This is a genomic window from Candidatus Hakubella thermalkaliphila, from assembly GCF_013281975.1.
Lineage (GTDB): Bacteria > Actinomycetota > Humimicrobiia > Hakubellales > Hakubellaceae > Hakubella > Hakubella thermalkaliphila.
The window spans coordinates 1-1,082 of sequence record NZ_BLRZ01000291.1; the positions used below are offsets into that span (position 1 = coordinate 1).

Below are 1,082 nucleotides of genomic sequence, written 5' to 3' on the forward strand. Positions count from 1 at the left end.
TCAATCTAGGCTCAATGTCCAGAAGGGCACTGGCTAACCACCTCTGCTTCTGGTTTGAGTACTTCCAGTAGTCCAGCTTGTCTAGTAGTCCCACCAGGGTCAGCACCGCCTCGATGTGCTCTCGGAGGACCGGCCCCCTTTAGGCCGTAGATGCGTCCAAAGAAAACCAGATTGTCCCAGGCACTGAGGGTGGAGTAAAGGGCCAGTTCCTGCGGGACGAAACCGATGAGAGGCTTGATCTGGTCGGCCTCTCGAGTCAGATCGTGGCCGGCGATGGTCACCTGTCCCTCATCGGGGGACAGCAATGTGGCCAGGATAGAGAGGATGGTGGTCTTCCCCGCCCCGTTGGGTTCCAGCAGGCCGAAGATTTCCCCCTCCAGGACGGAAAAGCCAACGTCCTGGACCGTCACCCGGTCGCCGTACTTCTTGACCAGCCCATTGATCTCAATTACAGAAGAGGGCACAATCTTTCTCCTTCTGTTGCTTCGGCTAACGTGTGAGCATTTACGACCTTCGCCGGAGCGGAGGCGAATGTGAGCCAGGCCCCGAAACGAAATGGAGCGTAAATGCTGTGATAATCATTAGAGGCGGCCTCGCGAACCAGTATGAATGCTAGACGATGTGGCGCCCGAAGAATCATGCTCACCATGTAACCACTTCCTCAACATCTCTGCCTTGTCTATCCTACCCAACTTCAGATACGCCTGATACTCGTACTCTAGAGACAGGACAGACACTTGCATTTCCTCAACCTCTACGATCCGCTTATGACGCTCCAAATCCACAGGCGAATCCCACACTTCACCACCCAACCGCTTCTGAATGTCTCCCATAATCTCCACTTTGATTCCGTTAATCATCAATACGCCAAAATGTGAACAAATCCTTTCTGCAGAAGAGAAAGTGACTTTCCTAATCACAAACTTGGAAAAGAGGCGCTCAATCTCATAAGCTCCCGCTTCGTCGGTTTGAATGTCAATATCATTGGGTTCAACAGGCACACCCTGGAGCGCAAAGCCGAGACTTCCTGTGACCACCCAATTCACATTGCTGTTATTCAGTCGGGTGTATATTTTGCGCAG

The 1,082-nt window shown here is 52.5% G+C and carries 2 protein-coding genes; both read right to left on the minus strand.

What is annotated here, in order from left to right:
• Positions 1-11: 11 nt before the first annotated feature.
• Positions 12-464: an ATP-binding cassette domain-containing protein gene (locus HW443_RS11660; protein ID WP_176236322.1), complete on the minus strand. Its 453-nt coding sequence runs from the start codon at positions 462-464 to the stop codon at positions 12-14.
• A 117-nt stretch (positions 465-581) separates the two neighbouring features.
• Positions 582-1,082, minus strand: a 501-nt coding sequence (locus HW443_RS11665) for a nucleotidyltransferase domain-containing protein (RefSeq protein WP_176236323.1), incomplete at its 5' end; no start/stop codon positions are given.